Source organism: Citrobacter sp. CK202, from assembly GCF_030333225.1.
Taxonomy (GTDB): Bacteria; Pseudomonadota; Gammaproteobacteria; order Enterobacterales; family Enterobacteriaceae; genus Citrobacter_B; species Citrobacter_B koseri.
In genome coordinates this window covers 460,809-486,674 of sequence record NZ_JAOWGI010000029.1, presented here as the reverse complement: position 1 = coordinate 486,674, position 25,866 = coordinate 460,809, and the positions used below count along the sequence as shown (strand labels likewise).

General features: G+C 54.5%; 25 protein-coding genes. 10 read left to right on the top strand and 15 right to left on the bottom strand.

Translation table 11 applies throughout. From position 1 onward, the window contains the following. Positions 1-28 precede the first annotated feature (28 nt). The 5 genes from thyA to OGX84_RS22885 form a co-directional block, all read right to left on the bottom strand. The gene (thyA, locus tag OGX84_RS22095) at positions 29-823 is read right to left on the bottom strand and encodes a thymidylate synthase (protein WP_012134943.1); all 795 of its coding nucleotides are present in this window, start codon (positions 821-823) and stop codon (positions 29-31) included. Between the two features lie 6 nt (positions 824-829). Further along, positions 830-1,705, bottom strand: coding sequence for a prolipoprotein diacylglyceryl transferase (gene lgt, locus OGX84_RS22090; RefSeq protein WP_047461522.1), 876 nt, complete (start codon positions 1,703-1,705; stop codon positions 830-832). Positions 1,706-2,215: 510 nt separating this feature from the next. Beyond that, positions 2,216-4,462, bottom strand: coding sequence for a phosphoenolpyruvate--protein phosphotransferase (ptsP, locus tag OGX84_RS22085; RefSeq protein ID WP_012134945.1), 2,247 nt, complete (start codon positions 4,460-4,462; stop codon positions 2,216-2,218). Between the two features lie 13 nt (positions 4,463-4,475). Beyond that, entirely contained in the window at positions 4,476-5,006 is a 531-nt protein-coding gene (rppH, locus tag OGX84_RS22080; protein ID WP_024130909.1) for an RNA pyrophosphohydrolase, read from the bottom strand. Between the two features lie 351 nt (positions 5,007-5,357). After that, positions 5,358-5,504 (bottom strand): hypothetical protein, encoded by a 147-nt coding sequence (locus OGX84_RS22885; protein ID WP_047461519.1) that lies wholly within the window; start codon positions 5,502-5,504, stop codon positions 5,358-5,360. 186 nt (positions 5,505-5,690) lie between these two features. Here OGX84_RS22885 and mutH point away from each other — a divergent pair, with 186 nt between their 5' ends. The 4 genes from mutH to OGX84_RS22060 all read left to right on the top strand — a co-directional run bounded on the left by mutH (position 5,691) and on the right by OGX84_RS22060 (position 8,700). After that, positions 5,691-6,383 (top strand): DNA mismatch repair endonuclease MutH, encoded by a 693-nt coding sequence (mutH, locus tag OGX84_RS22075; protein ID WP_112001587.1) that lies wholly within the window; start codon positions 5,691-5,693, stop codon positions 6,381-6,383. 78 nt (positions 6,384-6,461) lie between these two features. Then, entirely contained in the window at positions 6,462-7,175 is a 714-nt protein-coding gene (locus OGX84_RS22070; RefSeq protein ID WP_049012027.1) for a TerC family protein, read from the top strand. Positions 7,176-7,321: 146 nt separating this feature from the next. After that, a complete protein-coding gene (gene ygdR / locus OGX84_RS22065) occupies positions 7,322-7,540 on the top strand; it encodes a lipoprotein YgdR (RefSeq protein WP_012134951.1) in 219 nt (72 codons plus the stop codon). Positions 7,541-7,659: 119 nt separating this feature from the next. Then, entirely contained in the window at positions 7,660-8,700 is a 1,041-nt protein-coding gene (locus tag OGX84_RS22060) for an NADP(H)-dependent aldo-keto reductase (protein ID WP_286458405.1), read from the top strand. A 64-nt stretch (positions 8,701-8,764) separates the two neighbouring features. Here OGX84_RS22060 and lplT read toward each other — a convergent pair whose 3' ends face one another. Both lplT and aas read right to left on the bottom strand, forming a co-directional pair. Further along, a complete protein-coding gene (lplT, locus tag OGX84_RS22055) occupies positions 8,765-9,961 on the bottom strand; it encodes a lysophospholipid transporter LplT (protein WP_047461510.1) in 1,197 nt (398 codons plus the stop codon). Beyond that, entirely contained in the window at positions 9,954-12,113 is a 2,160-nt protein-coding gene (gene aas, locus OGX84_RS22050; RefSeq protein WP_012134954.1) for a bifunctional acyl-ACP--phospholipid O-acyltransferase/long-chain-fatty-acid--ACP ligase, read from the bottom strand. Before aas ends, lplT begins: the two co-directional genes overlap by 8 nt. A gap of 593 nt (positions 12,114-12,706) precedes the next feature. Between aas and galR the strand changes: the two genes are divergently transcribed. Both galR and OGX84_RS22040 read left to right on the top strand, forming a co-directional pair. After that, on the top strand, positions 12,707-13,735 hold the full coding sequence (gene galR, locus OGX84_RS22045) for an HTH-type transcriptional regulator GalR (protein ID WP_012134956.1): 1,029 nt from the start codon (positions 12,707-12,709) through the stop codon (positions 13,733-13,735). Positions 13,736-13,748: 13 nt separating this feature from the next. Next, on the top strand, positions 13,749-14,768 hold the full coding sequence (locus OGX84_RS22040) for a LacI family DNA-binding transcriptional regulator (RefSeq protein WP_058668043.1): 1,020 nt from the start codon (positions 13,749-13,751) through the stop codon (positions 14,766-14,768). Between the two features lie 178 nt (positions 14,769-14,946). Here the strand turns inward: OGX84_RS22040 and lysA are convergent, their stop codons facing one another. After that, positions 14,947-16,209 (bottom strand): diaminopimelate decarboxylase, encoded by a 1,263-nt coding sequence (gene lysA / locus OGX84_RS22035; RefSeq protein WP_286458404.1) that lies wholly within the window; start codon positions 16,207-16,209, stop codon positions 14,947-14,949. A 124-nt stretch (positions 16,210-16,333) separates the two neighbouring features. Here lysA and OGX84_RS22030 point away from each other — a divergent pair, with 124 nt between their 5' ends. Then, on the top strand, positions 16,334-17,269 hold the full coding sequence (locus tag OGX84_RS22030) for a LysR family transcriptional regulator (protein WP_200076173.1): 936 nt from the start codon (positions 16,334-16,336) through the stop codon (positions 17,267-17,269). On the opposite strand, the gene OGX84_RS22025 is transcribed toward OGX84_RS22030, so the two are convergent. Further along, positions 17,256-17,948 carry an aspartate/glutamate racemase gene (locus OGX84_RS22025; RefSeq protein WP_012134961.1) on the bottom strand — a complete coding sequence of 231 codons (693 nt, stop codon included), beginning with the start codon at positions 17,946-17,948 and terminating at the stop codon, positions 17,256-17,258. The genes OGX84_RS22030 and OGX84_RS22025 overlap by 14 nt on opposite strands. A gap of 142 nt (positions 17,949-18,090) precedes the next feature. Here OGX84_RS22025 and OGX84_RS22020 point away from each other — a divergent pair, with 142 nt between their 5' ends. Beyond that, positions 18,091-18,417, top strand: a complete 327-nt coding sequence (locus tag OGX84_RS22020; RefSeq protein ID WP_275376019.1) for a cupin domain-containing protein — start codon at positions 18,091-18,093, stop codon at positions 18,415-18,417. Positions 18,418-18,502: 85 nt separating this feature from the next. Here the strand turns inward: OGX84_RS22020 and kduD are convergent, their stop codons facing one another. The 4 genes from kduD to OGX84_RS22000 all read right to left on the bottom strand — a co-directional run bounded on the left by kduD (position 18,503) and on the right by OGX84_RS22000 (position 22,715). Further along, positions 18,503-19,264, bottom strand: a complete 762-nt coding sequence (gene kduD / locus OGX84_RS22015; protein ID WP_071257893.1) for a 2-dehydro-3-deoxy-D-gluconate 5-dehydrogenase KduD — start codon at positions 19,262-19,264, stop codon at positions 18,503-18,505. Positions 19,265-19,320: 56 nt separating this feature from the next. Further along, positions 19,321-20,157, bottom strand: coding sequence for a 5-dehydro-4-deoxy-D-glucuronate isomerase (kduI, locus tag OGX84_RS22010; protein WP_024130911.1), 837 nt, complete (start codon positions 20,155-20,157; stop codon positions 19,321-19,323). Between the two features lie 393 nt (positions 20,158-20,550). Next, a complete protein-coding gene (locus OGX84_RS22005; RefSeq protein WP_047461488.1) occupies positions 20,551-21,729 on the bottom strand; it encodes an acetyl-CoA C-acetyltransferase in 1,179 nt (392 codons plus the stop codon). A 107-nt stretch (positions 21,730-21,836) separates the two neighbouring features. Continuing rightward, a complete protein-coding gene (locus OGX84_RS22000; protein WP_047461486.1) occupies positions 21,837-22,715 on the bottom strand; it encodes a LysR family transcriptional regulator in 879 nt (292 codons plus the stop codon). 103 nt (positions 22,716-22,818) lie between these two features. On the opposite strand from OGX84_RS22000, the gene OGX84_RS21995 reads away from it, so the two are divergent. Continuing rightward, a complete protein-coding gene (locus OGX84_RS21995; RefSeq protein WP_024130912.1) occupies positions 22,819-23,274 on the top strand; it encodes a multidrug/biocide efflux PACE transporter in 456 nt (151 codons plus the stop codon). A 141-nt stretch (positions 23,275-23,415) separates the two neighbouring features. Continuing rightward, positions 23,416-24,645 carry an amino acid permease gene (locus tag OGX84_RS21990; protein ID WP_047461483.1) on the top strand — a complete coding sequence of 410 codons (1,230 nt, stop codon included), beginning with the start codon at positions 23,416-23,418 and terminating at the stop codon, positions 24,643-24,645. A gap of 61 nt (positions 24,646-24,706) precedes the next feature. On the opposite strand, the gene OGX84_RS21985 is transcribed toward OGX84_RS21990, so the two are convergent. Continuing rightward, positions 24,707-25,168 carry a YqeJ family protein gene (locus tag OGX84_RS21985; RefSeq protein WP_071257892.1) on the bottom strand — a complete coding sequence of 154 codons (462 nt, stop codon included), beginning with the start codon at positions 25,166-25,168 and terminating at the stop codon, positions 24,707-24,709. Then, positions 25,155-25,856: a winged helix-turn-helix domain-containing protein gene (locus OGX84_RS21980; protein ID WP_112001586.1), complete on the bottom strand. Its 702-nt coding sequence runs from the start codon at positions 25,854-25,856 to the stop codon at positions 25,155-25,157. Before OGX84_RS21980 ends, OGX84_RS21985 begins: the two co-directional genes overlap by 14 nt. Positions 25,857-25,866: the final 10 nt, after the last annotated feature.

Here is a 25,866-nt window from a genome sequence, read left to right as displayed (position 1 = left end):
GCGTCGGTTATGACAGGATGAGCTCAGGTCAGATAGCGACCGGCGCTTTAATGCCAGGATGCGGGTCGTAGCCTTCAATCTCAAAATCTTCAAAACGGTAGTCGAAGATAGAGTCAGGCTTACGTTTGATCACCAGTTTCGGCAGCGCGCGCGGTTCGCGGCTTAACTGTAGGTGCGTCTGTTCCATATGGTTGCTGTACAGGTGCGTGTCGCCGCCGGTCCAGACGAAGTCGCCCACTTCCAGATCGCACTGTTGCGCCATCATATGCACCAGTAACGCATAGCTGGCGATATTAAACGGCAGCCCCAGGAAGACGTCGCAGGAGCGCTGATACAGCTGGCAGGAGAGTTTGCCGTCCGCAACATAGAACTGGAAGAACGCATGACACGGCGCCAGCGCCATTTTATCCAGCTCGCCGACGTTCCAGGCGGAAACAATAATACGGCGGGAGTCCGGGTCATTTTTCAACTGGTTCATGACCGTGGTGATCTGGTCAATATGGCGACCGTCCGGCGCAGGCCATGCGCGCCACTGTTTGCCATATACCGGGCCTAAATTACCGTTTTCATCGGCCCATTCGTCCCAGATCGTCACATTGTTTTCATGCAGGTAAGCGACGTTGGTATCGCCTTGCAGGAACCACAACAGCTCGTGAATGATGGAGCGTAAATGGCAGCGCTTCGTCGTCACCAGCGGAAATCCTTCCCGCAGGTTAAAACGCATCTGATGACCAAAAATGGAAAGCGTTCCGGTTCCGGTACGGTCGTTTTTCTGTGTGCCTTCATCCAGCACTTTTTGCATCAGTTCTAAATACTGTTTCATGGTTCCTCAGGAAACGTGTTGCTGTGGGCTGCGGCGGTAAGCCCAAACCATCATGATCACACCAGCGACAATCATCGGGATAGAGAGAATCTGCCCCATGCTGATGTACTGTACCCATGCGCCGGTAAACTGCGCATCCGGCTGGCGGAAGAATTCAACAATGATACGAAACGCGCCATAGCCAATCAGGAACAGGCCAGAGACTGCCCCCATCGGGCGCGACTTGCGGATAAACAGGTTAAGAATAATGAACAGCACGATACCTTCCAGCACCAGCTCATACAGCTGGGACGGATGGCGAGGCAGAACGCCATAGGTATCAAAGATCGACTGCCACTGCGGGTTTGACGGCAACAGCGCGATATCTTCCGCGCGAGAGCCCGGGAACAGCATGGCAAACGGGAAGCTCGGATCGACACGCCCCCACAGCTCGCCGTTGATAAAGTTCCCCAGACGCCCTGCGCCTAAACCAAAAGGAATCAGCGGCGCGATAAAATCGGATACCTGGAAGAAAGAACGTTTAGTGCGTCTGGCGAAGATCACCATCACCAGAATGACGCCGATCAGGCCGCCGTGGAAGGACATGCCGCCATCCCAGACGCGGAACAGATAGAGCGGATTTTCCAGGAACAGCGGGAAGTTGTAGAACAGGACGTAACCAATACGGCCACCGAGGAAAACGCCGAGAAAACCGGCATAGAGTAAGTTTTCAACTTCGTTTTTGGTCCAGCCGCTGCCCGGACGGTTTGCCCGGCGAATCGCCAGCCACATTGCAAAGACAAAACCGACCAGGTACATCATGCCGTACCAGTGCAGCGCAACGGGCCCAATTGAGAAAATGACCGGATCAAATTCCGGAAAATGCAGATAGCTACTGGTCATCTGTCACCACAAGTTCTTGTTATTTCGCTGAAAATAGACAGCAATTGATATGCGCGCCAGCCGTTCACAGGCGCTCCAAAGGAGCGAATGATAGCACAAGGGGTGCATCGGTGATGCCGGGAAGATGTAAAAGATCTGTATAGGCTATCAATGACAATCCCAGGAATGCCTGATGGCGCTTACGCTTATCAGGCCTACAGCCGGCACAACATCTTTGCCTGATGGCGCTTACGCTTATCAGGCCTACGGACCGCGCAACATCTTTGCCTGATGGCGCTTACGCTTATCAGGCCTACCGACCGCGCAACACCTTTGCCTGATGGCGCTACGCTTATCAGGCCTACGGACCGCGCAACACCTTTGCCTGATGGCGCTACGCTTATCAGGCCTACAGACGGCACAACATCTTTGCCTGATGGCGCTGCGCTTATCAGGCCTACGAATGGCACCGCGCCGTAGGCCGGATAAGGCGCGTGCGCCGCCATCCGGCAATCAAGGGCACTGCGCCTGTCACAACCCCCCGCGTATCAGGCCGCCCATGCCACGGCGCTCCATAAACGCCGCCACCTGATGACGCACTTCCGTCGCCATTTGCGCTTCCAGACTGCGCTGCGCCAGCGTTTGCGCGTCTTCATAATCAATGTGCCGCAGCAGGTATTTCACCCGCGCGACGGAGCGACCGTTCATCGACAGATGGCGGAATCCCAGGCCTATCAGGATCGCCACACACATCGGATCGCCCGCCATTTCACCGCATAGCCGCAAATCAAGCCCCTGTTTTTCGGCTTCCTGAGCGATCATCGCCAGCGCACGTAACATCCCCGGGTGCAGGCTGTCGTAAATACTGGCCACACGCGTATTGTTGCGATCAACCGCCAGGATATACTGCGTCAGATCGTTGGTGCCAACGGAGATAAAATCGACCCGGTTCGCCAGTTGCGGCAGCATAAATACCATCGACGGCACTTCCAGCATGATCCCAATGCGCGGTCTGGGGATCGCGTAACCGATCATCTCTTCGACTTCACGCCCGGCACGCTCAATCAGGCGTCGCGCTTCATCCACTTCATCAATGCTGGTGACCATCGGCAGTAAAATGCTCAGGTTGCCGGTCGCGGCGTTGGCGCGCAGCATCGCGCGCACCTGGATCAGGAAGATCTCCGGCTGATCGAGCGTAATACGAATGCCGCGCCAGCCCAGGCACGGGTTTTCTTCGCTGATCGGCATATAGGGCAGTTGCTTGTCCGCGCCGACATCCAGCGTACGCAGAGTCACCGGTTTGTCGTTAAACATTTGCAGCATCCCCTGATACTGCGCCACCTGCTCTTCTTCCGAGGGGAAACCGCTTTGCAACATGAACGGAATTTCGGTGCGATAAAGCCCGATACCGTCGATACGGCTGCCCAGCTTCTCTTCATGTTCCGGGCTTAACCCTGCGTTAAGCATCACCTTAACGCGTTCGCCGCTTTTCAGATGCGCGGGCAGATTGACATCATCTTCCGCCAGCCGGCTTAGTTCATTCTCTTCGCTGATAAGCCGCTGATATTCCTGCAACAATACCGGTTCAGGATCGACCAGCAGTTCCCCGCGATAGCCATCCACCACCAGCGTGCGATGATGGAGAACCGAAGGCTGGATATCCGCGCCCATCACGGTCGGAATACCGAGCGCGCGCACCATAATCGCCGCATGCGAGTTAGCCGCGCCGTCGCGAACCACGACGCCAGCCAGTCTGTCCTGCGGCAGTTCCGCCAGCGTGGTGGCTGAGAGTTCGTCCGCCACCAGCACAAAACGCTCGGGCCATGTGTTCGGCCCCTGAATGGTGTCATCCAGGTGGAATAACAGACGCTGGCCCAGCGCGCGTAAATCTCCGGCACGCTCTTTGAGGTAGCCATCCGTCAGGGCGGCAAACTGCTCGGCAAACTTTTCGATGACTTTTTTGACGGCCCACTCCGCCACCGCGCCTTTATCGACTTCGGCAAACAGTTCACGACGCAGTCGGGCATCAGAAAGCAGGTGTGAATACAGATCGAAGATCGCCGCCGTCTCTTTCTGCGCGCCAGCGGCAAAGCGCTTACTGTAACGACGAAATTCGTTAGCGGCCTCTTCCAGCGCGCCGGTCAGCCGCTCGCGCTCAAGCGCCGGGTCAAGGGTGGAGGCTTCATAGACCTGCTCCATCAGCGGCAACGTTGCATCCTGCCAGCCTTCCGCTATCGCCACGCCGGGCGCGGCGGGTAGCGCACGGATGCGCGTATGGCGGTATTGACCAAATAACGCGGTTAGCTGCGTCTGAGAAAGGATAGCCGCCATCTGGGTCGCCAGCGTAACGAGGAAAGACTCTTCGCTTTCATCGTACTGGCGCAGTTCACGCTGCTGTACCACCAGCACCCCCAGTAGCTGGCGGCGCTGAATAATCGGCACGCCCAGAAAAGCGCGGAAACGCTCCTCTTTTACTGACGGGATGTATTTAAAGCTGGGGTGTTTCTGCGCATCGGCAAGGTTGATCGGTTCCGCCAGCCTGCCAACCAGGCCGACGATACCTTCATCAAATGCGAGTGTGACAGTACGGCCACGCGGTTTTTTTAGCCCTCGCGTCGCCATGAGGTAGTAACAACGTCGGTCGTGATCGGCCAGATAGACCGAACAGACCTCTGTATCCATCGCAAGACAGATATCAGTGACCAGAATATTCAACGCCTCGTTAAGGCGCGGCGCACTGGCCACCTTTTCCACTATTTCGCGCAGGCGGGTGAGCATAATTTGCGTAGCTTTAACCTCTTTTACGTCGCCAGGCAGGTGCGTTTTGTGGCTTCGGCGTACTCTCCTGAAGCGCCATCACGACACTTGCGAACTCTTTCATCACCCTGCGGTAGACATCGCGTTTAAATGACACCACCTGCCTGACCGGGTACCAGTAACTTACCCAGCGCCAGCCATCAAACTCAGGGGTGCTGCTGGTTTGCATATTGATTTCCGCATCAGCGCTCATCAATTGCAGAAGAAACCATTTTTGTTTCTGGCCGATACAAACCGGCTTCGTGTCCCAACGCACCAAACGTTTCGGTAACTTGTAACGCAACCAGTTGCGAGTAGAAGCAAGTATCCGCACATCTTTACGGCTCAACCCGACTTCTTCAAACAGTTCCCGGTACATCGCTTGTTCTGCTGACTCCCCTGAATTTATCCCGCCTTGCGGGAATTGCCAGGAGTGCTGACCAAATCGCCGGGCCCACATAACCTGCCCCTGGCGATTACAAATTACGATACCTACATTTGGGCGGTAGCCATCGTCATCAATCACCGGACTACCTCAACATAAACCTTATATATGAATGATTGTTTCACACTCCAGAGAGACGGTAAACCACTCTGTTAGGCGTACGCGCTACTAATAACAATTGAATAACTCACAGCAAATAGCCGAGTTATAAACAGAGAGGTGTGTTCACAGACGATTTTATTCACCTTTTCTGTGGATATAGTTGTGAAGAAGTACGGAATTACTACGGGAAAACCCGGAACAGTCTGAATTGGGCGGTAAACACCATCAAAAAATAGCCTCGTAAATTCATTAAGTTAAATGCAAAACCTGCGACCATTCGTGCTAAATCGTGACAGCCATCACATTGAAGATCGTCAGGCTGATGAAAGATCAACCACCGTCGCTTTTATCCACAGATTGTGCCAATAAGTTAGGCACAATTTGTGTAAAAATTCGATTTTCGTCGCACGTCAAGGCTGTAAATTGAAACAGTAGTGGCGGTTTTTCACAGTTATCCCATCTTTCTGTGGATAACATGGTGTAAGATCCTGTTTATTTTCAGTGACCAGATTTGGAAAACCCATTGCTCTGTTGCGCAACTTGCAGAATCAGATCCTAAAAACCAATATAAATCATGCGATTGAACATCGCGTGTGGAAATCGTTAAACTCTGTTCATACGGTATAAAATCATTGTTCACTTTTTCGCCTAAGGTATAACGTCATGCCCGGACTCCGCCCGCTACTTTCTCCGCCAGCATCTGAAGCCCTTTTGCTTGCCCAGGCGCAGCAGCTTTCAGGTTACTCGCTGGGCGAACTGGCGGCGCTGGCCGGTTTAGTGGCCCCCAAAGATTTGAAACGGGATAAAGGCTGGATTGGCGTGCTGCTGGAGATCTGGCTCGGCGCCAGCGCCGGTAGCAAACCGGAACAAGATTTCGCCGCGCTTGGCGTGGAGCTGAAAACAATTCCCGTCGATAGCCTTGGCCGCCCGCTGGAAACCACGTTTGTCTGCGTCGCGCCGCTAACCGGCAACAGCGGCGTGACGTGGGAAACAAGTCACGTCCGCCACAAATTAAAACGTGTGTTATGGGTTCCCGTAGAGGGGGAGCGCAGTATTCCGTTAGCCGATCGGCGCGTCGGTTCCCCACTGTTGTGGAGCCCAAATGAAGAAGAAGATCAGCAGCTTCGCCTCGACTGGGAAGAGTTGATGGACATGATTGTGCTGGGTCAGGTTGAGCGGATCACCGCCCGGCATGGCGAATTTTTACAACTGCGGCCAAAAGCGGCGAATGCCAAAGCCCTTACCGAAGCAATTGGCGCGCAGGGAGAGACCATTCTGACGTTGCCGCGCGGCTTTTATCTGAAAAAGAACTTCACTCGCACGCTGCTGGCCCGCCATTTCCTGTTACAGGGCTAACAGGCACAGACTGGACTTTCACCTGCCGCATTGCGCGCCTATAATTAGCGCTTCTTTTTTTTGGCAGGACTTTGTTCGATGTTATTTGCATGGGTAACCGATCCTAACGCCTGGCTCGCGCTCGGTACGCTGACGCTGCTGGAGATCGTTCTTGGGATCGACAATATTATTTTCCTCTCTCTGGTGGTGGCGAAACTTCCTACAGCGCAACGGAATCACGCCCGACGCCTTGGGCTGGCGGCGGCGATGGTGATGCGCCTGGCTTTGCTGGCTTCTATCGCCTGGGTCACACGCCTGACAAACCCGCTGTTCGAGGTTTTCGGCGAAGCGATTTCCGCCCGCGATCTGATCCTGCTGCTGGGTGGGTTGTTCCTGATCTGGAAAGCCAGTAAAGAAATTCACGAATCGATTGAAGGCGAGGAAGAAGGGCTGAAAACGCGCGTCTCCTCCTTCCTGGGCGCAATTGTCCAGATCATGATGCTGGATATTATTTTCAGCCTTGATTCCGTCATCACGGCGGTGGGCCTCTCGGATCATCTGTTTATCATGATGGCGGCAGTTGTGATTGCCGTCGGCGTGATGATGTTCGCGGCGCGCCCTATCGGCGAGTTTGTTGACCGCCACCCTTCCGTAAAAATGCTGGCGCTTTCTTTCCTGATTCTGGTCGGCTTTACCCTGATTCTGGAAAGTTTCGATGTACACGTTCCGAAAGGGTACATCTACTTCGCCATGTTCTTCTCTATCGCGGTAGAGAGCCTGAACCTGATGCGCAATAAAAAGAACCCTCTCTGATTCACTCTTTCGCTCCCTGTAAGGGGAGCGAATACCCGCAATGCCGCTCCCGTTCCTCACAGTTTAAGATTTTACTGCTTTTATCAGACATAACTTCAGGTTATTACTAGACTATTATCAGACGCAGGCCACGTGAGGATAAATGGATGAAAAAATGGGCAGTTGTGATTTCCGCTGTAGGACTGGCTTTTGCTGTTTCTGGATGTAGCAGCGATTATGTAATGGCGACCAAAGATGGTCGGATGATTCTGACCGACGGTAAACCAGAAATTGACGATGATACGGGTCTGGTGAGCTACCACGATCAGCAAGGCAACGCGATGCAAATCAATCGTGACGAAGTCTCTCAGATCATTGAACGCTAATTGTTGAGGTCAGCAGCCCTGCTGGCCTTAGAATTTTCTCTTTCCCTTTTCTCTTCCCTCTGCCATTTTTATATTCCTTTGTCGGGATTTACTGACTTCATAATAAGAAGGAAACGGCTATGCACTATCACCGTATACCCCACAGCTCGCTTGAAATAAGTACACTGGGGCTGGGCACAATGACGTTTGGTGAACAAAACAGCGAAGCCGACGCACATGCACAGCTCGATTACGCCGTGGATCAGGGCATTAACCTGATCGACGTCGCCGAAATGTATCCGGTGCCTCCACGCCCGGAAACCCAGGGGCTAACAGAAACCTATGTCGGTAACTGGCTTGCTAAACACGGCAGCCGTGAGAAGCTGGTTATCGCTTCCAAGGTAAGCGGCCCATCGCGTAATAACGACAGCGGAATTCGCCCCAATCAGGCGCTGGATCGTAAAAATATCCGTGAGGCCTTACACGACAGCCTCAAACGCCTGCAAACCGACTATCTGGATCTGTATCAGGTTCACTGGCCGCAGCGCCCGACCAACTGCTTCGGCAAGCTGGGCTACAGCTGGACGGATTCGGCTCCGGTTGTCACGCTGCTCGAAACGCTGGATGCGCTGACGGAGTTCCAGCGCGCGGGCAAAATTCGCTACATCGGCGTCTCTAACGAAACGGCCTTCGGCGTCATGCGCTATCTGCATCTGGCGGATAAACATGACCTGCCGCGCATTGTCACTATCCAGAACCCTTACAGCCTGCTGAACCGCAGTTATGAGGTGGGATTAGCGGAAGTCAGCCAGTATGAAGGCGTCGAGCTGCTGGCCTACTCTTGCCTGGCGTTCGGTACGTTGACCGGTAAATATCTGAATGGCGCCAAACCCGCCGGCGCGCGCAACACCCTGTTTAGCCGCTTTACGCGCTACAGCGGCGAGCAGGCGCAAAAGGCGGTTGCGGCCTACGTCGACATCGCCAGACGCCACAACCTCGATCCGGCCCAGATGGCGCTGGCGTTTGTGCGTCGTCAGCCGTTCGTCGCCAGCACCCTGTTGGGCGCAACGACGATGGCGCAGTTAAAAACCAACGTTGGGAGTTTGCATCTGGAGTTAAGCGAAGAGGTGCTGGCGGAGATCGAAGCGGTGCATCAGGTTTATACCTACCCGGCACCGTAATGCGCTCATCCGGCACTTCTGCCTGATGGCGCTGCGCTTATCAGGCCTACCGACGGCGCAACAATCACATCTGGCGGCGCTGCCAAATCCACAGCGCCGCAATCGCCAGCGCAAACAGTCCGCCAAAACCAATGCCGATCGCCACGACCGGAATGCCCACCAGTACGGCCAGCGAATAGAGACCCAGCATCAACAGCATCGCGCTGTTCTCCCCCAGGTTCTGTACCGCAATCGCGTTGCCCGCGCCGACGCTTTTCTTGCCGCGCTCCTGCAATAACGCATTGAGCGGCACCACGAAAAAGCCGCCCAGCACGCCAATAAGCGTCAACAGCGCATAGGCCGGAAGCAACGCGTGTTGCAAAGAAAAAATCAGCACCACCACGCCAATCAGAATACCCGCAGGCATACAACGCGCAACCGTCTCCAGCGTAACCAGCTTCGCCGCAGCACCTGCGCCCACAACAATACCGATCGCCACCATTGCGTTCAGGTAAGTCGGCGTGGCGTTATCGGTAATTCCCAGCGCTACCGGCACCCACAGCACCAGCAGAAAACGCAGCGTGACGCCCGCGCCCCAAAAAAGGCTGGTGCCAACCAGCGAGAAACGCGTCTCCCCGTTACGCCAGAGCGACATGCAGGCGCAGAAGAAGCTGCGCACCATCTTACGCAAATGCCAGGACTGGCCTGGCCGCGCCGCCGCGAGTTTCGGAATAAAAAGGTTAGCGACGACTGCGCCCGCATAAGCCAACGCACAGGCGACCAGCGCCGCAATCACATGCCAGTCTGCCAGTACGCCGCCTGCCACCGATCCCAGCAGAATCGCGGCAATGGTGGAGGCTTCCATCAGACCATTGGCTTTCACCAGTTTGTCGCCCGTGGTCAGCTCGCCAAGAATGCCATATTTCGCCGGAGAGTAAGCCGCCGCGCCAATCCCCACCAGCGTATAGCCGACAAAGGGATTAAAACCAAAACAGATGCTCGCAGCGCCCAACAGTTTCAGGCCGTTGGCGAACATCATCACCCGACCTTTGGCAAAGCTGTCCGCCACCTGCCCGACAAAGGGAGCAAAAAGAATGTAAGCGCCTACAAACACCATTTGCAGGATCGGCTGGCTCCAGTCCGGGTAGAACTGCGCCTTCAGCAACGCCAGCGTCGCGAACAACAGCGCGTTATCGCCAAACGCAGAGAGAAACTGCGCGGCGATAACCGACATCATCCCTTTCGACCAGATCGAAGTGTTAGTATGTACTGACTCACGCATGTTGTTTTTCCGGTTCATCAACCCAGCTTTTCAGCGTCACAAAGTCCGGCTTGCCGCTGCCCAGTAACGGAAGTTGTTTCAGATAGCGGATATCACGCGGTACGGCAAGTTCAGGAATGCCGTGTGTGCGGGCATATTGCAGCAGGCTTTCACGCGTCAGCTCGCCGTCTGTCGTGAACAGCACCAGCGCTTCGCCCTTGCTGGCGTCGCTTTTAATCGCCGTGGCGTGCATTTTATCTGGCGAGACGCCCAGCGCCAGCTGTTCGACCATCTCCAGCGAAACCATCTCTCCGGCGATTTTCGCAAAGCGCTTCGCTCGCCCCTGGATCTGCACAAAACCGTTTTCATCGAAACGCACAATATCGCCCGTGTCGTACCAGCCCTGTTCAACGTCACCCAGCGCATTTTCCGCCGCAGGCGCTTCCAGCACGCCCGGTTTTTCAACCCGCAGGTAGCCATTCATGATATTAGGCCCTTTGAGTTGCAGACGCCCGCCGTCATCAATGCCCGGAACCGCCAGCAAGCGCGCATCCATGCCTGGCAAAATGCGCCCAACGGTGCCCGGCTTCGCCGCCATAGGTACGTTAATCGACACGACCGGCGCGCATTCGGTCACGCCGTAACCTTCCAGAACGCGCAGGCCAAATTTGTCCTGCCAGAGCTGTCGGGTGCTGTCCTGCAATTTTTCCGCGCCGGCGACGACATAGCGCAAGCGATAGAAATCATACGGGTTGGCAAACCGCGCGTAGTTGCCCAGAAACGTCGACGTGCCAAACAGCACCGTGCAGTTCCGGTCATAGACCAGCTCCGGCACAATGCGATAGTGCAACGGGCTGGGATAGAGAAACACCTCAGCACCGGTCAGCAGCGGCGTCAACAGGCCGACGGTCAGGCCGAAGGAGTGGAACAGCGGCAGCGCTGACATAAAGCGGTCGTTCGCCGTGAAATCGGCAATGGTTTTTATCTGCTCAACGTTCGCCAGAAGGCTTTTATGGCTGTGCACCACGCCCTTCGGGTGCCCTTCCGAACCGGATGTAAAGAGGATCATTGCCGCCTCTTCCGGCCGCTGTTTGACCTGCGCCAGGCGCGGCATCAGCAGATGCGCAAAAATCCAGAGCTTATCGGCGAGCGTCACATCAGCTTTTAAATCTTCGAGATAAATCCAGCGAACCTGCGTCAGTTGCTCCGGCAGATGCCAGAGTTTGCCTTTCTCAAGAAACTGACGGGAGGTGAATACGGTTTTGATCTCCGCAGCGGTAATGGCGCTGGTCAACCCTTTCACACCCGCCGTGTAGTTCATCATCGCCGGGATACGGCCACGAGAAACCGCGCCAAAGATGACGGCGGCGCTGATGGCCGCGTTTGGCAGCATCAGGCCGATGTTTTCGCCCTGCGCGCTGTATTTTTCCAGAATGCGGCCGACAAACAGCGTTTTTGTCAGCAATTTGCGATAAGTGTCCGGCGTGAAGTTAATATCTTCAACACAGTTTTTACCCGCCCCGTAGCGGTACTGCGCAGCTAACAGTGATTCATACAGCGTTTCACGCGGGCGCACCGCCATGCGCGCTTCCATCATAATTTGATGCAGCATTTCTCCGGCCAGTTTGCGGCGCTCGCGCGCTCGCGGCGCCTCCGGCATCGGCAGATGGGTGGGCGGCAGGATATGCAGGTGAATGCGCGGGAAAAAGCGCTGTTTTACCAGACCTTTCAGGCGGCTAAAGTGCGTAAGCTCTGCGCCTTCAATACGAACCGGCACCACCGTTGCGCCAGACTTCGCCGCCACAAACCCGGCGCCGTCGTAGATTTTCATCAACGAACCGCTCACCGAAATTCGCCCTTCCGGGAAGATAACCACCGGGCGGCCCTGCTCTACCAGGCGTACCAGGTGCTTAATCGCCATCGGCTTCGTCGGGTCGAGCGGCACGAAATCAATCAGCGACTTTAACCAGCGCATATACCATTGCTGGCTGATAGAGGAATAGACCGCGAAAACAGGGCGAACCGGTAAAAAAAGGGCGAGTAAAATACCGTCGATAAAAGAGACATGGTTTGGCGTGATCAGGATGCGCTCACCCTGTAGCGCCCTGGCATCCCCGGTGACGCGTACACGATAAAGCACGCGGAACAGGTTGCGAAAAAATCCAAAAAGCATGTCAACTCCCTTTGCTCACAGTTCGGTAAAGATGCATGGTTGCAGATTATACGAGATGGGGAACAGGCGCGACAGGTAAATGGAAGGACGAAAAAAAACCTGCGCATCCGCGCAGGTTGGTGCAAGAGACAGGTACGAAGAGCGTACCGAATAATCTCACCAATCAATACCTCTGGGATCTTGATTGTGGTCTCCGGCGACGCTGCGCGCCACCAGCAAAACGCAAAGGAATGAACACAAATGCAACGAGTTGTGTAAATTATCGGTTACTGTTACAGATTGCTGTAAGCGCAAAAAAAAACCTGCACATGATGCGCAGGTTGGTGTAATTCTTGTGATCAACCCGAAAGCTGATTTCACCTATCAATACCTCTGGGATCTCAACTCTAGCAATCCGCCCGACGCCCTCACCAGCGAACAATCGCAACAGCGCTTCGCAAAGTGTAACCAAAGGTTTGCATTCTCCCTTTTCTGTCTTACTTCCCCGGCGTGCGCTCACATTTGCGCGTTCCCGTCAGGCAATCTGCTTGAACAGATAGCCATTTTCCGTAACACTGACGAAATGTAAGCGTTTACCCACTATAGGTACTGTCATGGCGACCATAAAGGATGTAGCCCGACTGGCTGGTGTTTCAGTCGCCACCGTTTCTCGCGTTATTAATGATTCCCCGAAAGCCAGCGAAGCATCCCGCCTCGCGGTCACCAGCGCGATGGAATCGCTCAGCTATCACCCCAACGCCAATGCGCGAGCGCTGGCGCAGCAATCCACGGAGACAATTGGTTTAGTCGTGGGGGATGTCTCCGACCCTTTCTTTGGCGCGATGGTTAAAGCGGTCGAGCAGGTGGCCTACCACACCGGTAATTTCTTACTGATTGGCAACGGCTACCATAATGAACAAAAAGAGCATCAGGCGATTGAACAACTGATCCGCCATCGTTGCGCGGCGTTAGTCGTACACGCCAAGATGATCCCGGACGCGGATCTGGCGTCATTAATGAAACAGATGCCTGGCATGGTGCTGATTAACCGCATCCTGCCTGGGTTTGAGCAGCGCTGCGTGGCGTTAGATGACCGTTACGGCGCCTGGCTGGCAACGCGTCACTTAATTCAGCAGGGCCATACCCGCATCGGCTATATCTGTTCCAACCATTCAATTTCTGATGCGGAAGACCGGCTCAAGGGTTATTACGACGCGCTGGAAGAGAGCCATATTCCGGCTAACGACAGGCTGGTCACGTTCGGTGAACCGGATGAGAGCGGCGGTGAACAGGCAATGACCGAACTGTTAGGTCGCGGAAGAAACTTCACGGCGATCGCTTGTTACAACGATTCGATGGCCGCAGGCGCAATGGGCGTATTAAACGACAACGGTATTGACGTGCCGGGCGAAATTTCACTGATTGGTTTCGATGATGTGCTGGTCTCGCGCTACGTGCGTCCACGTCTGACCACGGTACGCTACCCGATCGTGACCATGGCGACCCAGGCCGCCGAACTGGCGCTCGCGCTGGCGGAAAAACGGCCTGTACCCGAAATCACCCATGTCTTTAGCCCTACTCTGGTTCGTCGGCATTCCGTTTCGACGCCGTCGGAAACCGGGAATTCTTCGTCAAACGATTAATCAGGATAGCGTCATGACAACAATGCTGGATGTTTCACGTCGCGCGGGCGTATCAAAAGCGACGGTTTCTCGCGTGCTGAACGGAACGGGACAGGTGAAAGAGAGCACGCGCCAGAAAGTCTTCAAAGCGATGCAGGCGTTAGATTACCGACCCAATTTTTTGGCGCGATCGCTGGCGAACCGCACCAGTAACAGCATTGGGCTTGTTGTCTCGACCTTTGACGGATTTTACTTCGGGCGTTTGCTGCAACAGGCGTCACGCCAGACGGAGTCGCACGGTAAGCAGCTTATCGTGACCGATGGCCATGACACGCCGGAACGCGAGCAAGAGGCGGTGCAAATGCTGGCCGACAGGCAGTGCGACGCGATCATTCTCTATACCCGCTATATGAGCGAAAAAACGATCATCTCGTTGATTAATACCATAGAGACGCCGCTGGTCGTGATCAACCGCGATGTCAGTCTGGCCCGCGATCGCGCCATATTCTTTGAACAGGAAGATGCCGCGTTTCAGGCGGTGGATTACCTGATCTCACAAGGCCATCGGGATATCGCCTGCATTACCGTACCGAATCACACGCCAACGGGAAAATCCCGTCTGACGGGCTACCGCAAGGCGCTGGAGAAAAACGGGATCGCCTGGGACCCGGCGAAAGTGAAATACGGCGACTCCAGCATGACACGCGGGTACGAAGCGTGCCGTGAACTGCTGGAGGACGGGATCGCCTTTACCGCGCTCTTTGCCTGTAACGACGATATGGCGCTTGGCGCATCAAAGGCGCTGCATCAGGCCGGGCTGCGGATACCGCAGGATATTTCGCTGTTTGGCTTCGATGACGCGCCCAGCGCGAAGTGGCTGGAACCGGCGCTGTCCACCGTTTATCTGCCGATCGACAGTATGATCACCACCGCAATCGATCAGGCGATTCGGCTGGCGAGCGGCGAGGAGCTGGAGCCGATCCCACCGTTTACAGGAACATTAGTGCTGCGTGATTCAGTGACCACCGGGCCATTTTTTCAGTCGGATTGCTGATGGTTTGCCGGATGGCGGCGCAAGCGCCTTATCCGGCCTACGATATTGCGCCGTCTGTAGGCCTGATAAGCATAGCGCCATCAGGCAAAGACGCCTTATCCGGCCTACGATATTGCGCCGTCTGTAGGCCTGATAAGCGTAGCGCCATCAGGCAAAGGAACCTTATCCGGCCTGCCGGTTAAAAAACTTCCAGCGCCAGCAACTCTTCAATCGTCTGGCGGCGGCGAATCAATCGCGCTTTACCATTATCAAACAGCACTTCCGGCAGCAGCGGTCGGCTGTTGTAATTTGATGACATGGACGCGCCGTACGCGCCGGTATCGTGCAGAACCAGGTAATCCCCCGGTGCTACCGCAGGCAGCGCACGCGTTTCCACGTTACCGCCTTCCTGCTGCGTAAAGACATCGCCAGATTCGCACAACGGCCCCGCCACCACGGTATCCAGCAGTGGCGCATGTTCAAGCGAGCGACCGTCCGCCGCCAGCGCCGTAATATGGTGGTAGCTGCCGTACATTGCCGGGCGCATCAGGTCGTTGAAACCGGCATCCACCAGCACAAAATGACGGCGCCCCATCTCTTTCACGCTGCGTACCTGCGTCACCAGCACGCCGGATTGCGCCACCAGAAAACGTCCCGGTTCAATTTCCAGCTTCACCCGATGCCCCAGATGGCGAGCGATTTGCTCGCGGGCGGCGTTCCACAGTCCGAAGTAATGCTGCGTATCGACCGCCTCTTCTCCCTCGTGATAAGGGATCGACAGCCCGCCTCCCGCCGAAATCGCCTCCAGATCCTGCCCAAAATCGATAACCTGACGCACCATCGCGCCGCATACCTGCTCCAGATGACCGTAATCAACGCCGGAACCAATGTGCATGTGAACCCCGACAAGCTGAAGCCGATGGCGCTGCATCACCGCCAGCGCAGCAGGCAGATCGATATGCCAGATGCCGTGTTTGCTGTTCTCGCCGCCGGTATTGGTTTTCTGGCTGTGCCCGTGACCAAAACCGGGATTGATACGCAGCCAGACGCGATGACCTGGCGAAACCTGCCCCAGTTGATCCAGCATATCCACCGACCCGGCATTCACCGGAATGCGCAGTTCGCTGACGCGGGCCAGCGTGGCGGCGTCAATGACATCAGCCGTGAAGACGATATCATCAGGATGGTTTTGCGGATCGTATCCCGCCGCCAGCGCGCGCTCAATTTCACCCAGCGAGACGGAATCCACCTTTACGCCCTGCTCACGCATCAGGCGCAAAATATGAATATTCGAGCAGGCCTTTTGCGCAAAGCGCACCACATCAAACTGTTGCAGGGCCGCGATCTGACGGCGAATAATCTGCGCGTCATAGACCCATACCGGGCAGCCGAATTCCGCCGGTAGTCTGAGCAGATTTTCAGCGTTGAGGTCAGTATCAGTGCAATTCAGTGAATGTGGCATAGCAGGCTCCGGGCAAGACATTTTTTATGATTACGCCACAAACTGAAGGGAATAAAAAATATCGTTTTATGGCGAGTCTATGCAAAAATGATATGGATGATATCCACTGAGGGGAAAGCCAACGATGGCAGCCGTGAACCTGCGCCACATTGAAATCTTTCATGCCGTGATGACCGCCGGAAACCTGACCGAAGCGGCGCGCCTGCTGCATACCTCGCAGCCCACCGTTAGCCGGGAGCTGGCGCGGTTCGAAAAAGTATTGGGGCTTAAACTGTTTGAGCGCACGCGCGGACGCCTGCACCCAACGGTGCAAGGATTACGGCTATTCGAAGAGGTGCAGCGTTCCTGGTATGGGCTGGATCGCATTGTAAACGCGGCGGAGAGCTTACGTGAATTCCGCCAGGGCGAGCTGTCGATTGTCTGCCTGCCCGTTTTCTCCCAGTCCTTTTTACCCACGCTGCTGCAACCGTTTCTCGCCCGCTATCCTGATGTCAGCCTAAACATCGTGCCGCAGGAGTCGCCGCTGCTGGAAGAGTGGCTTTCCGCTCAACGCCACGACCTCGGCCTGACGGAGACGTTGCATACCCCGGCAGGCACCGAACGCACCGCGTTGTTGACGCTAAATGAAGTGTGCGTGCTGCCGCCCGGCCACCCGCTGGCGACCAAATCCGTGCTAACGCCGGGCGACTTTCAGGGAGAGAATTACATCAGCCTGTCGCGCACCGACAGCTATCGCCAGCTGCTGGATGCGCTGTTTAACGAACACCAGGTTAAACGCCGGATGGTCGTGGAAACCCACAGCGCAGCGTCGGTTTGTGCGATGGTGCGCGCGGGCGCCGGGCTCTCGGTGGTTAACCCGCTCACCGCGCTGGATTATGCCGCCAGCGGAGTGATCGTGCGGCGGTTCAGTATCGACGTTCCGTTTACCGTCAGTCTGATCCGCCCGCTGCACCGGCCATCATCCGCGCTGGTGGATGCGTTCAGCGAGCACCTGCAAACCAGCCTTCCGCGTCTTGTCGATCCGCTGGAGGCCATTCTGGAGCCGGTTACGAAAGCATAAATTCCACAGCGTCAGCCGCATGGATCGCCGCAGTATCAAACACCGGCAGCGCGCTCTGCGCTTCCGGCACCAGCAACCCAATCTCGGTACAGCCGAAAATCACGCCCTGAGCGCCCTGCGCCGCCAGACGTTCGATCACCTGCAAATAATACTGGCGGGAGCGTTCGCTAAACTCGCCGAGGCACAGTTCGTCAAAGATTATCTGGTTGATCTGCGCGCGGTCGTCCGTTTCCGGCACCAGGGTTTCAATCGCAAACCGCTGCTCCAGACGCCCGCGATAAAAATCCTGCTCCATCGTGTAGCGCGTCCCCAGTAGCGCCACGCGCGTCATGTTTTTGCGCGCAATCGCCCGCCCTGTCGCATCCGCAATATGTAAAAACGGCAGTGAACAGCGCGACTCAATCGTATCCGCCACTTTATGCATGGTATTAGTACACAGCACTATCGCTTCTGCGCCCGCCTGCTGCAAACCCAGTGCGGCCTGCGCCAGAATATCTCCCGTTTTATCCCACTCGCCCTGGCGCTGACACTCTTCAATTTCATGGAAATCAACGCTATGCAGCAACAGGCTGGCGGAATGCAAACCGCCCAGCCGTGCTTTGATTCCTTCATTAATCAAACGGTAATAGGGGATCGTCGATTCCCAACTCATGCCGCCCAGCAGTCCAATCGTTTTCATTACCTTCTCCTTCTCACCTTGATGACAGCAGTGAAGCAAACTTGTGATCAAGTTTCCAGTTCATTTGGTCTGCCATTTTCTTTTTCCCCGGTATGAACTAATTTAGTTGAAACATTGTTTCAATAAATAACAGGATCACCGCATGTTTATTTTTCATAATGAGACGACGCTTGAGGATCTGGGAAATGGCGTTACCCGGCGTATTCTGGCTCACGACGGCAACATGATGGCGGTAGAGGTGAATTTCGAAAAAGGCGCAATCGGGCCGTTGCACAATCATCCTCATGAACAGCTGACTTACGTTTTGTCCGGTGAATTTGAGTTTACTATTGGTGAAGAAAAGCATGTGGTGCGCACCGGCGACACGCTATATAAACGGCCCAATATCATGCATGGCTGCGTGTGTTTACAACCGGGAACACTGCTGGATACCTTCACGCCAGTACGCGAAGATTTCCTCAACGCGTAAGCCATACGCATCCGGCCTGTACAGGAAACCCTGCGCAGGCCGGATGTTATCGCCTCACCGGGGCGAGGCTTTTACGACATCAGAATTAACGCGCCAGCCAGCCGCCATCTACCGCAACGGTATAGCCGTTAATATAGTCAGATGCGCTGGACGCCAGGAACACCACCGGCCCCATCAGATCGCTCGGCAGACCCCAACGCCCCGCCGGAATACGGTCGAGGATTTCCGCGCTACGCTGCTCATCAGCACGCAGTTGCTGAGTATTGTTCGTCGCCATATAACCCGGCGCGATAGCGTTCACGTTGATGTTATGTTTCGCCCATTCGTTCGCCATCAGGCGCGTTACGCCCATAACGCCGCTTTTAGACGCGGTGTAAGAAGGAACGCGAATCCCGCCCTGGAAGGAGAGCATAGAAGCGATATTAATAATTTTGCCGCCGTTACCCTGGGCGATGAAGTGCTTCGCCGCAGCCTGAGACATAAAGAACACGCTCTTAATGTTCAGGTTCATGACGTCATCCCAGTCTTTTTCACTGAAGTCGATCGCGTCTTCACGGCGGATCAGACCGGCGTTATTCACCAGAATATCGATGTGGCCGAATTCCGCCACCGCACGTTCAAGCAGGGCTGGAATACCGTCAATCTGACGCAAATCCGCCGTCAGACTTAAAAAACGGCGGCCCAGCGCGGTGATGCGTTCAATGGTTTCCGTCGGCTCAACAATGTTGATCCCGACAATATCACAGCCCGCTTCCGCCAGACCCAGCGCCATCCCCTGACCCAGACCGGTATCACAACCTGTGACTACCGCGACCTTACCTTCAAGAGAGAATGCATTCAAAATCATTGTTAATCCTTATTTTCTTAGTGCCTGTCACGGACAGACATGATTGCCGTCCGCGACTAGCGCAGATCTTTTACTGCAACGTGGTCCATATCATCAAAGACCTGGTTTTCACCCACCATCCCCCAGATGAACGTATAGGCCTGGGTGCCGACACCGGAGTGAATAGACCAGCTTGGGGAGATAACCGCCTGCTCGTTATGCATCACGATATGACGCGTTTCCTGAGGCTGCCCCATCATATGAAAGACGCAGGCGTTCTCTTCCATGTTGAAATAGAAGTACACTTCCATACGGCGTTCATGGGTGTGACAAGGCATGGTGTTCCACAGGTTGCCGGGCGCCAGTTCGGTCAGGCCCATGCTCAGCTGGCAGGTCTCCAGTACGTCCGGCACGAAGTATTTGTTAATGGTGCGGCGGTTACTGGTGAGGTTGTCGCCCAGAGTAACCGGCGCGACATCGGCTGGCGTCACTTTTTTAGTCGGGTAAGTGGTATGCGCCGGCGCGCAGTTGTAGTAGAACTTCGCCGGATTTGCGCCATCAACGCTGGCGAAAACAACTTCTTTCGCACCTTTACCGACGTATAAGGCATCGCGGTGGCCGATCTCATAGCACTGGCCATCAACAGCGATCGTGCCCGGCCCGCCGATGTTGATCACCCCCAGTTCACGACGCTCCAGGAAGTAGGTAACGCCCAGCTGTTTACCAACTTCACCGCCAACGGAAACCGTTTTCGCTACCGGCATGATGCCGCCGACAATAATGCGGTCGATGTGGCTGTAAACCATGGTGTATTCATCAGCAACAAACACTTTCTCGACCAAAAACTCGTTGCGCAGCCCCTGGGTGTCCAGCGTTTTAGCGTGCGCGCTGTGGATGCTCTGTCTTACGTCCACATCAACCTCCAATAATAAACCGACCGTGAATGTCAGAACGGAAGGCGAAACACCGTTCCGTTTTACTTTATGCGGTAATGATATCCCTCCAGAAACGGGTTTTCAATTACAAATAAAACGTTGTTTCAGTTTTTCTGCATCTTATTATCAAAAGTGTAATTGCGATCACGTCAGCGCGAGATTTCCCTTTAGCAGGCACAGGCGGAGATACTTAAAATAAAATTAAAAACAATAAGATAGGTTTATCAGGTGGATATGGGAGCAGCGTGTGCTCCTGAAAAGAAACGCCGGATTGCTGCAACCCGCGGCGTCAGGGAGGGGAAATATCAGCACATATTGCGGCTGGCGCGGTTGGCAGCGCCTGTATGGGGGAAGCGGAAAATGAAAGCGGTTTTAATCTCGTTCGATAGCAAGCGCCACACCTTGCCCGCCGCCAATGCAGAGCGTCGCCAGGCCCTTTCGCGCATCGCGTTTAACCATCTCATGCACCAGCGACACCAGAATCCGGCAGCCGGATGCGCCAATGGGATGGCCGAGCGCAATCGCTCCGCCGTTAACGTTCACCCGGCGTTCGTCCCACTCCAGCATTTTGCCGACGGATAACGCCTGCGCAGCAAAAGCCTCGTTAGCCTCGATAAGATCCACATCCGCCAGTTGCCAGCCTACCCGTTCAAGACAACGTCGGGTGGCGTAAACGGGCGCAATGCCCATCAATGCGGGATCGACGCCGACGCTGGCAAAAGCGCGAATACGCGCCAGTATGGGTAAATCCAGTTCCTGCGCTTTGGCTTCGCTCATCATCATGACGGCAGCCGCGCCATCGTTAATTGACGAGGCATTGCCCGCCGTGACCGAGCCGAGGAGATCAAATGCCGGGTTCAACTGGGCCAATCCTTCCGCGCTGGCATCGGTTCTTGGCTGCTCATCAGTATCGACAACGACAGGCTGGCCGTTACGCTGGGTGACAACCGGGACAATCTCAGCTTTAAAACGCCCGGCATCAATGGCCGCCCGCGCTTTTTGCTGGGAGCTGAGGGCATAGGCGTCCTGCAATTCGCGGCTGATGCCGTATTCCCGCGCCAGATTTTCAGCGGTAACGCCCATGTGGTAATCGTTAAACGCATCCCACAAGCCGTCGTGAACCAGGCTGTCCACCAGTTGGCTGTTACCGAGCTGCGCTCCTGTGCGGCTGTCGGTAAGAACGTGCGGCGCCCGGCTCATGTTCTCCTGCCCGCCGGCAATGACAATATCCGCCTCGCCGCACTGAATCGCCTGCGTAGCCAGGTGCAGCGCTTTCAGGCCGGAACCGCAGACATCGTTGATGGTGATAGCAGAAACGGTGTTGGGCAGCCCACCTTTGATGGCTGACTGCCGCGCCGGGTTTTGTCCTGCGCCCGCCGTGAGCACCTGACCGAGGATAACTTCATCGATAGCATGTACATCAACGCCGGTACGCTCCATCAACGCTTTTACCACCATGCTGCCCAGCTCAACGGCAGAATGGCGGGACAGCGTTCCCTGGAAGCATCCGATCGGCGTACGTAAAGCCCCAACTATCACAACCTCTTTCATCACCACCTCAGCGCAAAATAACACCGCAATAGTAGAGGATTGTTAAAGATAATTATCCTGCTTGTTTAAAAATGGTGAGTTTTATCACAAAGGAAATTGCAGCTATTTTAATCAGCCGGTATACGCCCCTGCTGTAAATGATCGCGGAGCCAGCTTCCCGCCGCACCCGGCGGCGACTTCTTGTTCCAGAGAAGATCAATCGAGATCGCCTTCGGCCAGCCGGGCACATCCAGTTGCACCAGCGGTTTTTCAGCCGCGAACTCTTCCACCAGCGCGCAAGGCAATGCGCACCAGCCAAATCCCTGCACCGCCATACTCAGTAATAACAAATAGTTAGGTGCAGACCAGGCCGGGCCGCGCGCCACGCTGGCGCCACTTTCCAGATAGGTATTCAGCCGCAGTTCACGCCAGGTATGCAGCTGATCCCATTGCAGGGTTTTCTGCGCGGCCAGAGGATGTGAGGCCGCCACGTAGAGTCCCATCCAGGTCTGCATGGGCAGACGCGTCACCCCCATCTCGGTAGGGTAATGATTGCGCGCTTCAATCAGCCCGACCTGCGCGCGTCCCTTTTGCAGGAGATCGATGACATCTTCATCTTCGCCGATCAGACATTCAAATTCCGTATGGGGAAACTGGCGGTCGAACTGCACCATTAATTCTTCCAGAACGTCTGGATGCAGGGTGTCGGATAGCACGAATGTCAGACGGGTTTCCGTTTCGCCAGACAGGGATAACGCCACCTCATCCAGACGATCGCTTGCGGACAGAATAGCCTGCACATAGCTGAGCACCCGCTTGCCCTCTTCCGTCAGCACTGGCTGTCGTGAAGAGCGATCAAACAGTGAAAACCCCAGATCGGCTTCCAGGTGGGCAATCGCCGTACTGACGGTGGACTGACTTTTCCGTAACCGGCGCGCCGCAGCGGAAAACGAGCCGCAGGAGACCGTCTCAACAAATGCGATCAATGCTTCGGGAGAGTAGCGCATAAACTATCTACTTTATCGATGGATTCTATCTTTTAGATATCATATTAAACGATAAAATGCCTGACATTCCGTTTTCCCGGAGATGAAAAAAAGGTTTGATCCTATGCAACATGACTTAGTCCAACGCCGTTCGCTACTCGAACGCATTTTCCATGCGGTCTGCTTCGAAGGCATTGCCACCGCTATTCTGGCCCCGACTACCGCCTGGCTGATGCAGCGCTCAGTGCTGGAAATGGGAGGCTTAACCATTCTGCTGGCAACCACGGCGATGATCTGGAATATCATCTATAACGCGCTGTTTGACCGCTTCTGGCCGTCACACGTAGTGACGCGCACCGCTAAAGTTCGCGCACTGCACGCGCTGGGATTTGAAAGCGGCTTTATCGTTATTGGTGTAAGTATTGTCGCCTGGGCGCTGAACGTCAGCCTGTTGCAGGCCTTCACGCTGGAAATCGGTTTCTTCCTTTTCTTCCTGCCATACACCATGTTCTACAACTGGGCCTATGACACGTTGCGTCTTCGCGTAGTAAGACGCCGCCAGCAGCGCGTTACTGCCTGATAATGCTCTGTTTAGCCGGAACATTCCCCGTTCCGGCGCTTCCTGCCTACCCTCGCACACCGCTTTAGTTTCCCCAGCCCCATGCCATTTATGGTAAATTGCGCTTCTTTTTGTTTATTTTATAGTTGATACGTTCAAATAATGTCGAAAATTTGGTCAAAAGAAGAAACTCTCTGGAGTTTTGCACTATATGGGACTGCGGTCGGCGCAGGCACCCTTTTCCTCCCCATTCAGTTGGGTTCCGCGGGGGCTATCGTGCTGTTTATTACCGCACTGGTTGCCTGGCCTCTGACTTACTGGCCTCATAAAGCGCTGTGCCAGTTTATCCTCTCTTCGAAAACCTCCGCTGGCGAAGGGATCACCGGTGCGGTAACGCATTATTACGGCAAGAAGATCGGCAGTCTCATCACCTCGCTATACTTTATTGCGTTTTTCGTGGTGGTCCTGATTTACGCCGTGGCGATAACCAATTCCCTGACGGAACAGCTGGCAAAGCAGATGACGGTAGACCTGCGGGTGCGTGTTCTGGTCAGCCTGGGCGTCGTATTGATTCTGAATCTGATTTTCCTGATGGGACGACATGCGACTATCCGCGTGATGGGCTTTTTAGTGTTTCCGCTTATCGCCTATTTCTTATTTCTGTCGCTTTATTTGACCGGAAGCTGGCAGCCCGCGTTATTGACCAGCCAGATGTCTTTCGATCGGCACACACTTCATCAGGTATGGATATCCATTCCGGTGATGGTTTTCGCTTTTAGCCATACGCCCATTATCTCCACGTTTGCTATCGACAGACGTGAAAGATACGGAGAGCAGGCCATGGGTAAATGCAAAAAAATCATGAAGGTGGCTTATCTGATCATTTGCCTGAGCGTGCTGTTTTTCGTTTTCAGCTGTCTGCTCTCCATTCCGCCATCCTATATTGAAGCCGCGAAACATGAAGGCGTGACCATCCTGTCAGCGCTGTCTATGATGCCAGCCGCACCGGCATGGCTCTCCATTTCAGGGATTATTGTCGCCGTTGTCGCGATGTCAAAATCGTTTCTGGGCACCTATTTTGGAGTGATTGAAGGGGCAACAGAGATAGTACGAACGGCGTTACTTCAGACTGGCGTGAAGAAAAGCCGGGCATTTAATCGCGCCCTGTCTATCATGCTGGTCTCGCTGATTACCTTTGTCGTTTGCTGCATTAATCCCAACGCCATTTCGATGATTTATGCGATCAGCGGCCCGCTTATCGCCATGATTTTGTTTATCATGCCGACGCTGTCGACCTATCTGATCCCCGCGCTCAAACCATACCGCTCTCTGGGAAATCTGCTTACCCTGATTGTGGGTCTGCTTTGCGTGTCCGTGATGTTTTTTGGCTAATCTCAATACAAAACGGCTCATCCACCTGAAGAGGGGCGAGCCGTTTTACTCAGTCTTTAATCTATCGGCATAATAGTGAGGGCGACCCGACTGTCGTAAACGTCCAGCCTTCCCGCCAGGGTTGTATCAAAAACGAGAACGTCGCGTCCTTTGATAAATAAATAAGCGGCATGGCCTTGCGTTCATGGCTGCCCTGCAATTCGTCAGACGGATATCGGACCAGATTATGCGTCGTAATAATATAGTTTTGCTGCAACTTCTGGTACGTAAAATAAATAATCCGGCTAATTTTATAAGAATGAGCATCGGGCGTATTCAACACGCCGGTTAATGTCACGATCCCCTGATGATTATGCATCTGGTAGGTAATATCACCAGCAAAAAGTTCATGATCAATATCCCAGACGGCATAACCACTGCAATCAATTTTCGGATTAATGCTGTGCGCATACCAGAATCCTCCGCCACCCACAATGAAGATCGTGATAATAATAGCCGCTGCCAGTATTTTAATTTTCATCATTTATCGAATAGTAGGTTATACACTTTACGGACGGATTTTCTCTGGCATCCTCCGGGCATATAATCGCCGTGATATTTTTTGCGCTGCTCATTCCTGAGAGAAACACATAGTTATTGTTATCGCAAATCTCGCGATGTTTGTGCATAAAGCGAATATAATTTAGCTCCAGCACATCATTCCCTTTTTGCAGGACGGTACAGGATGAAAAAGTCTCGGAGTCCAGAACCTCATAAGACGACAGCAGCGACTCTGGAGACATATAAAACAGGCTGGCGGCAATGCTTATCATCACCACCAGAAGCGCCAGTCCGCAAAGCGCCGCAGGCAACGAGAGATGGCGCTTTTTTATTGGCGTGTCTCCCTTCGGCTCCATTTGGGGTGCAACAATCTGCGCCGGCGCTTCGGTCGCTGATGCTTTTGCGGTTATCTCATCCGTCTGAATATTCGCTGAAATCATCATACCGCGACGGGCAATGGTTTTTATAAGATCGCGCGGTAACCCAATATCACTTAACGCATTTCTTAGAATGAGAATCGTCTGATAAAAAGTATTCGCCGAGGTAACATGATTCTTCTCTCCCCAACCCGCTGTAATCAGCTGGTTTTGAGAAACTACCGTGTTGTTATGCTGAATAAGATATAAAAGGATAAGGCTTGCAGGACTTTGTAACGTTACGGTCTTCTGCATTGTGCTATTC